This window comes from Herbaspirillum sp. GCM10030257, from assembly GCF_042666555.1.
GTDB lineage: Bacteria > Pseudomonadota > Gammaproteobacteria > Burkholderiales > Burkholderiaceae_D > Noviherbaspirillum.
Genome location: NZ_JBHTDH010000038.1, coordinates 22,318 through 28,661, shown reverse-complemented (window position 1 = coordinate 28,661; position 6,344 = coordinate 22,318). Strand labels below are relative to the sequence as shown.

Annotated in this window: 8 protein-coding genes; 3 read left to right on the top strand and 5 right to left on the bottom strand. The window is 53.4% G+C overall.

Annotated elements, in window-relative coordinates; translation table 11 throughout:
- Positions 1-199 precede the first annotated feature (199 nt).
- The 4 genes from rplI to rpsF are packed head-to-tail and all read right to left on the bottom strand — an operon-like array spanning position 200 to position 1,674.
- Positions 200-652, bottom strand: a complete 453-nt coding sequence (rplI, locus tag ACFQUU_RS26600) for a 50S ribosomal protein L9 (protein WP_382251238.1) — start codon at positions 650-652, stop codon at positions 200-202.
- Between the two features lie 27 nt (positions 653-679).
- The gene (rpsR, locus tag ACFQUU_RS26595; RefSeq protein ID WP_006462643.1) at positions 680-964 is read right to left on the bottom strand and encodes a 30S ribosomal protein S18; all 285 of its coding nucleotides are present in this window, start codon (positions 962-964) and stop codon (positions 680-682) included.
- A 20-nt stretch (positions 965-984) separates the two neighbouring features.
- Positions 985-1,287, bottom strand: coding sequence for a primosomal replication protein N (priB, locus tag ACFQUU_RS26590; RefSeq protein WP_382251235.1), 303 nt, complete (start codon positions 1,285-1,287; stop codon positions 985-987).
- An 18-nt stretch (positions 1,288-1,305) separates the two neighbouring features.
- Positions 1,306-1,674 (bottom strand): 30S ribosomal protein S6, encoded by a 369-nt coding sequence (gene rpsF / locus ACFQUU_RS26585; protein WP_057290962.1) that lies wholly within the window; start codon positions 1,672-1,674, stop codon positions 1,306-1,308.
- A gap of 309 nt (positions 1,675-1,983) precedes the next feature.
- Here rpsF and lexA point away from each other — a divergent pair, with 309 nt between their 5' ends.
- Positions 1,984-2,646 (top strand): transcriptional repressor LexA, encoded by a 663-nt coding sequence (gene lexA / locus ACFQUU_RS26580; protein ID WP_382251232.1) that lies wholly within the window; start codon positions 1,984-1,986, stop codon positions 2,644-2,646.
- Positions 2,647-2,956: 310 nt separating this feature from the next.
- Here the strand turns inward: lexA and ACFQUU_RS26575 are convergent, their stop codons facing one another.
- A complete protein-coding gene (locus ACFQUU_RS26575; RefSeq protein ID WP_382251229.1) occupies positions 2,957-3,730 on the bottom strand; it encodes an RNA methyltransferase in 774 nt (257 codons plus the stop codon).
- Between the two features lie 122 nt (positions 3,731-3,852).
- Between ACFQUU_RS26575 and ACFQUU_RS26570 the strand changes: the two genes are divergently transcribed.
- Entirely contained in the window at positions 3,853-4,647 is a 795-nt protein-coding gene (locus ACFQUU_RS26570) for an inositol monophosphatase family protein (RefSeq protein WP_382251227.1), read from the top strand.
- A 175-nt stretch (positions 4,648-4,822) separates the two neighbouring features.
- Positions 4,823-6,226, top strand: coding sequence for a DEAD/DEAH box helicase (locus ACFQUU_RS26565; protein ID WP_382251225.1), 1,404 nt, complete (start codon positions 4,823-4,825; stop codon positions 6,224-6,226).
- Positions 6,227-6,344: the final 118 nt, after the last annotated feature.

Below are 6,344 nucleotides of genomic sequence, written 5' to 3'. Positions count from 1 at the left end.
TCGCATGGCTCAACAAGTTCAAGCGCGTGCTTACCCGATGGGACCGCTGCATCGAACATTACACTGCCTTTGTTCATCTTGCTCTCGCCATGATTCTGCTCCGAAGGTATTTATGAAATCAGTTCTAGTAAAAACAGAAAGCAAAAACACAAAAAGCCGGCTTCCGCCGGCTTTTTTATTGCTACCTCAACTGCTTCTATCAGGCTTGTTCGCCAACGACAGCAACAGTGATGTCAACGACAACGTCAGTGTGCAGGGCAACTGCGATAGTATGATCGCCCACGACCTTGAGCGGGCCTTGCGGCATACGGATCTGAGCTTTTTCAACCGGGAAGCCGGCCTTGGTCACTGCTTCAGCGATATCGGCATTGGTAACGGAACCGAACAGACGGCCGTCAACGCCAGCTTTCTGAGCAACCTTGACAGTAGTGCCGTTCAGCTTTTCGCCTTGTGCCTGCGCAGCGGCCAGCTTTTCGTTTGCTGCCTTTTCCAGGTCAGCACGCTTTGCTTCAAATTCTGCAACAGCAGTTGCAGTAGCACGACGGGCCTTGCGCTGGGGGATCAGGAAGTTACGTGCGTAACCGTCCTTGACGCGTACGACTTCGCCGAGATTGCCGAGATTAACGACTTTTTCCAACAGAATGACTTGCATGTTTTTCTCCTATTCTTCAGTCGTCAATTAGGCGTTGTGCAGATCGGTGTAAGGCAGCAACGCGAGGTAGCGTGCGCGCTTGATCGCAGTGTCAACCTGACGCTGATAATGTGCCTTGGTGCCGGTCAGACGTGCCGGCATGATCTTGCCGTTTTCCTGAACAAAATCCTTCAGGGTGTCAACGTCCTTGTAGTCCACTTGCTCAACGCCCGCAGCGGTGAAGCGGCAGAATTTTTTGCGCTTGAACAGCGGATTTTGCTGCTGGCGCTTGTTCTTGAGTTTGCTCTTGTCGAATTTTTTACCGAATGCCATGTTTGGCTCCTGTACTGTATCTAGTGATCTGGTGAATAAGCGTCGAAGTCCGTGATATGGAAAACGAGGCTTTTGCTATTGCGGTTCTTACGAGCGAGGAATCCGGTGAATACCATCGTTATTCCCAGTTCCACCTTGTTGAGTTTTCCTGAAATTTCGCCAGCGGCGATCGCGACGATTTCAAACTCAACCTGGCGCGGGATACCTGCCTCTAGTTGCCCTGACGTGTGCAACAATTTTGCCGACACGATCGGGATACCTGCCGGTGTGTAGCGCAATACATCACGCTCGGCAATGGCAGCTATCAGGCGTAACTGATTCACGCTCCTCGACGGACAGAATTACGCAGCGGCTGCTTCGGAACGCTGGCTCTTGGCAGCATCTTCCTTCTGCACAGCCTTCATCATTGGCGACGGCGCTGTTTCGGCCTTCTTCATCTTGACGGTCAGGTGGCGCAGGACGGCATCGTTAAACTTGAAGCCTGTTTCGATCTCAGCCAGTGTTTCGCTGTCGCACTCGATATTCATGCAGACATAGTGTGCTTTTGCGAGCTTCTGGATCATGTATGCCATCTGGCGGCGGCCCCAGTCTTCGACGCGGTGCACCTTGCCGTTACGGGCGGTCACGATACCCTTGTAGCGTTCGATCATTGCAGGCACTTGCTCGCTCTGATCCGGATGGACGATAAAAACGATTTCATAATGACGCATGTATTCTCCTTATGGACGGATTAAACAATCGCCCACCTCGGCGTCAAGACGAGTGTGGGAAGAGGAAAGCCCGCTATCATAACCTGCACCAAAGGAAAACTCAATCATTTCAAGCGCTTAACAGCCTCAACCCGAAAAAACCTAAAAAACCCTATATATCCGCTTGCATTCGAACAAAACCTGTATAAAAATACAGGCTGTCTATATGAACAGCATGGCCAGAGTGCAAACACCTGCATCAGTCACGCAATAAATATTAATCTTCGCCAATTTTTGGGCGATCTTCGCTGATTACCTTGGCTGTCAAACATGCTTAAACTTACTGCACGTCAGGAACAGATCCTGAATCTGATCAAGGAAGCGATCGAAAATACCGGCTTCCCTCCGACCCGGGCCGAAATCGCCACCGAACTCGGCTTTAAATCAGCCAATGCCGCGGAAGAGCATCTTCAGGCACTAGCCCGCAAGGGTGCAATTGAAATCTCTCCAGGCACTTCCCGTGGTATCCGATTGCGCGATTTGCATGGCGACAGCGGACTCCGGATGTCGGGACGGCAGATGTCGTTACCTCATCCTGCCCTCATGCAACTCAGTCTGCCCTTGATAGGTCGAGTCGCAGCAGGTTCCCCTATTCTCGCCCAAGAGCATGTTGAGGCGACTTATAGTGTTGACCCAGCCCTGTTTTCCGCAAAGCCGGATTACTTGCTGAAGGTCAAAGGTTTATCCATGCGTGATGCAGGCATTATGGATGGTGACTTGCTTGCTGTTAAGAAGATCGACACCGCAAAAAACGGCCAGATCGTTGTTGCTCGACTTGGCGATGAAGTGACAGTCAAGCGGTATAAAAAGAGCGGCTCTTTAATAGAACTACTACCTGAGAATCCTGACTTTGAACCGATCCGGGTAGATTCCAGCTACGACAATTTTGCGCTTGAGGGTTTGGCTGTTGGTTTGCTACGCGCCTGGGCATAGCTTTTGTTCGTTGCTCCAGATATCTATAGCAGGGTAGCGGCATTGTCGCTGCACCCTGCCGCCACGTTTTCTTTTTAATAGTTTGTCTATTTTATAGACTGGCCTCGCCAACTGGTCGGTTGGACAGTGAAATCCCGATAACAATATAAAAGCTTAAAAGCTCGGCGAGCCATATACCTTTAGCACGACGATTTTTCAATACTTAACGTGTCTTCGGGTTAACGCCGCAAGGCACAAAACACTTCACTGGACCCTCCGCGAAACGCTCTTGACCTGCACCAACCCTCGTTACTTCCCGTACTGCCTTTTTCTATCCGCTCAGCTTGTTTTTCCCTATCCGCGCGAGAATATGCCTGGCTATACCGCGCAAAATATTGACTTCCTCAGTTTCTAGTTGTGTTCGCGAGAACAGGCGCCGTAATCGAGACATCAGTTTTTTGGGATTATCGGGATCGAGGAATTCAATCGCAATCAATGCCTTTTCCAAGTGTTCATACATACCGTCCACCTGTGCCAGGCTCGCTGCTTCACCTTGGAATCCAATTGGCGATCGAGCAATCGTATCGCCGCCCGTCGCCATTCTCGCTTCGTATGCAAGTAACTGCACAGCTTGCGCCAGGTTCAATGACGAATAATCAGGATTGGCTGGAATGTTGATCAGAATATTACATTTTTCAATGATCTGATTTGGCAATCCATAGCGCTCGCTCCCAAATACCAGAGCAGCGTTCAGGTTCCCATCATCGGCCAAGGTCGATGCGAGCGCCCTTGGTGTCGTGACAGGTGGTGAATATTCGCGCAGGCGTGCGCTTAGCGCAGCTGCGAAATTGCAACCCTCTAGCGCTTCTTCGATGCTGCCGACGACCTTTGCAGACGCAAGGATGTCCTGGGCACCGCTCGCGAAAGCAATTGCCACTTCCTGATGCACGGCGTCAGGGAAGCGCGGGTTCACCAGCACAAGTTGCGAAAAACCCATGGTTTTCATGGCTCGTGCAACTGCACCGATATTCCCCGGGTGGCTGGTTTCGACGAGCACAAAACGAAGGCGCGAGAAAAGAGAAGTGTTGGTTTGTGGCTGGTTCATTTAAAATAGCGACATTACGCGGCGCCAGCCCTTGGCTGACGAACTACCGCATCGCTCATTAATTCATTCAATGTGGTTCCGAACGCGGTATGCGACGGTACCGCAATTTTAACGGAACCCTTATGCATCCCATGCTCAATACGGCGGTGAAGGCTGCACGCCGCGCCGCTTCGATCATCAACCGTGCCTCCTTTGACATTGAACGCGTCAAGGTCACCGAAAAAGGCCACAATGATTTCGTGACGGAAATTGACCAGGCCGCCGAGCAGGCCATCATTGAAGTTCTCAAAACCGCATACCCCGACCACGCGATTCTCGCTGAAGAGTCCGGTGCATCCAGCAACCTGCACGACGAAAACGAAAACGTCTGGATCATCGATCCCATCGACGGTACCACAAATTTCATTCACGGCTTTCCCCAATACTGCGTATCGATCGCGCTCCAGCAACGCGGACAGATCACGCAAGCCGTAGTGTACGACCCTACCCGCAACGATCTGTTTACCGCCACCAAGGGTGCCGGCGCTTACCTCAATGAAAAGCGGATTCGCGTAGGCCGACGCGATAGGATGGCCGAGGCGCTGATCGGTACAGGCTTCCCGTTCCGGGACAAGGCGGCCCTAGATGAATACATGCAGATGTTCCGAATCATGACTGAAAAGTGCGCTGGTCTGCGCCGTCCCGGTGCGGCCGCCCTCGATCTGGCCTATGTGGCTGCAGGCCGCCTGGATGGTTTCTTCGAGAAAGGCCTGCAAACCTGGGATATGGCAGCCGGATCGCTGCTGATCACCGAAGCAGGTGGCATCGTCGGTAATTTTGCGGGGGAGTCCGATTACCTGTATAAAGGCAACGTACTTGCAGGATCTCCCAAAATTTTTGCGCAAATGGTCAACCTGCTGTCACCGTTTGCCAAATAAGTTTTCCTCCTGATGTTAACGAGGCAGGCGTGCGCAATAAGCTGCATGCCTGCACGCTGCGCTGTTCCAGTCTACGCGCCGCTGTCCCTCCGACCTCCCGCATCTCCACCTTATTTGCCTGCGATAGATTGGCGCCCCTGAACCGGCGACAGGCATATACTTTAAATGAGTCTTCATGTCTTTTACCGAACTCGGCCTGGCCGATGAAATTGTTCGTGCCGTAAGTGAACAAGGCTACACCAGCCCTACCCCGATTCAGAAACAAGCTATTCCTGCTGTTCTCGGTGGAGGTGACCTGCTCGCGGGCGCACAAACCGGAACAGGCAAAACCGCCGGTTTCACGCTACCCATTTTGCAGCGCCTCGCTTTGCAGCCGCGACCACAGGGCACGCAGGGCAGCCAGCGCCGCCCGATACGCGCACTCATCCTGACGCCCACCCGCGAACTGGCGGCCCAGGTTGAAGAAAGCGTCCGGGTCTATGGCAAGTACCTGAAACTGACATCCTCCGTGATCTTCGGCGGCGTCAACATCAATCCTCAGATACGGGTGCTCAACCAGGGCGTCGACATTTTGGTCGCAACGCCAGGCCGTCTTCTCGACCATATGCAGCAAGGCACAGTCAACCTGTCGCACATTGAAATCCTGGTACTGGACGAAGCCGACCGCATGCTCGACATGGGCTTCATTCGTGACATTCGTCGGGTGCTCGCCGCTCTGCCCAAGCAACGGCAAAACCTGCTGTTTTCGGCGACTTTCTCTGATGAGATTAAAGCGCTGGCCGATGGACTGCTGAACTCACCCGCAATGATTGAGGTGGCTCGCCGCAATTCCACTTCCGAGATCATTTCACAGAAAATCCATCCGGTTGACCGCAACCGCAAGCACCCATTGCTCAGTCACCTGATCAAGACCAACAACTGGAACCAGGTACTGGTTTTCACGCGTACCAAGCACGGAGCCAACAAGCTGGTAGAACAGCTTGGGAAGGACGACATCAGCGCCATGGCCATCCACGGCAACAAGAGCCAGTCCGCACGCACCAAAGCGCTTGCCGAATTCAAGGACGGTAGTCTGCAGGTGCTTGTGGCGACCGATATCGCTGCACGCGGTATTGATATTGATCAGTTGCCGCATGTCGTCAACTATGACTTGCCCAACGTACCGGAGGACTACGTCCACCGCATCGGCCGCACCGGCCGCGCCGGCTCGACAGGCGAAGCCGTATCGCTCGTCTGCGTTGATGAACACGACATGCTGAAAGGAATTGAGAAGCTGATCAAGCGTGCTATCGCGCAGGAAGTCATCCCCGGCTTCGAACCTGATCTCAATGCACGTCCACAACCGATTCAGCTCCGCAGCGGCAATCAGCCTTCGCGCAATGCACCGCGCCAGCAAAGGCAGGCAGCGCCCAAAGGAAAGCCAAACCCGGGAACGGCCAAACAGCCTACCAACAGCCTGTCCCAGTCGCGCCCTGCGCAAAACAAACCAGCAAAACCGACAAGCGCCAAACCGGCAGTCGGTCGCTCGCTGACCGGAACGACGTCAACGCCGCACCGTAGCGGCGGTCGCGGCCGCTAAGCGTAACAACGCGGCATGCATTCCCCATGCATGCCGCCATCCATCCTCTAAGACGGCATATCGCAATCTATGCGAACATTTGTCGCATCTCCCTTCATTCCCGTCCTGCACCGCATTA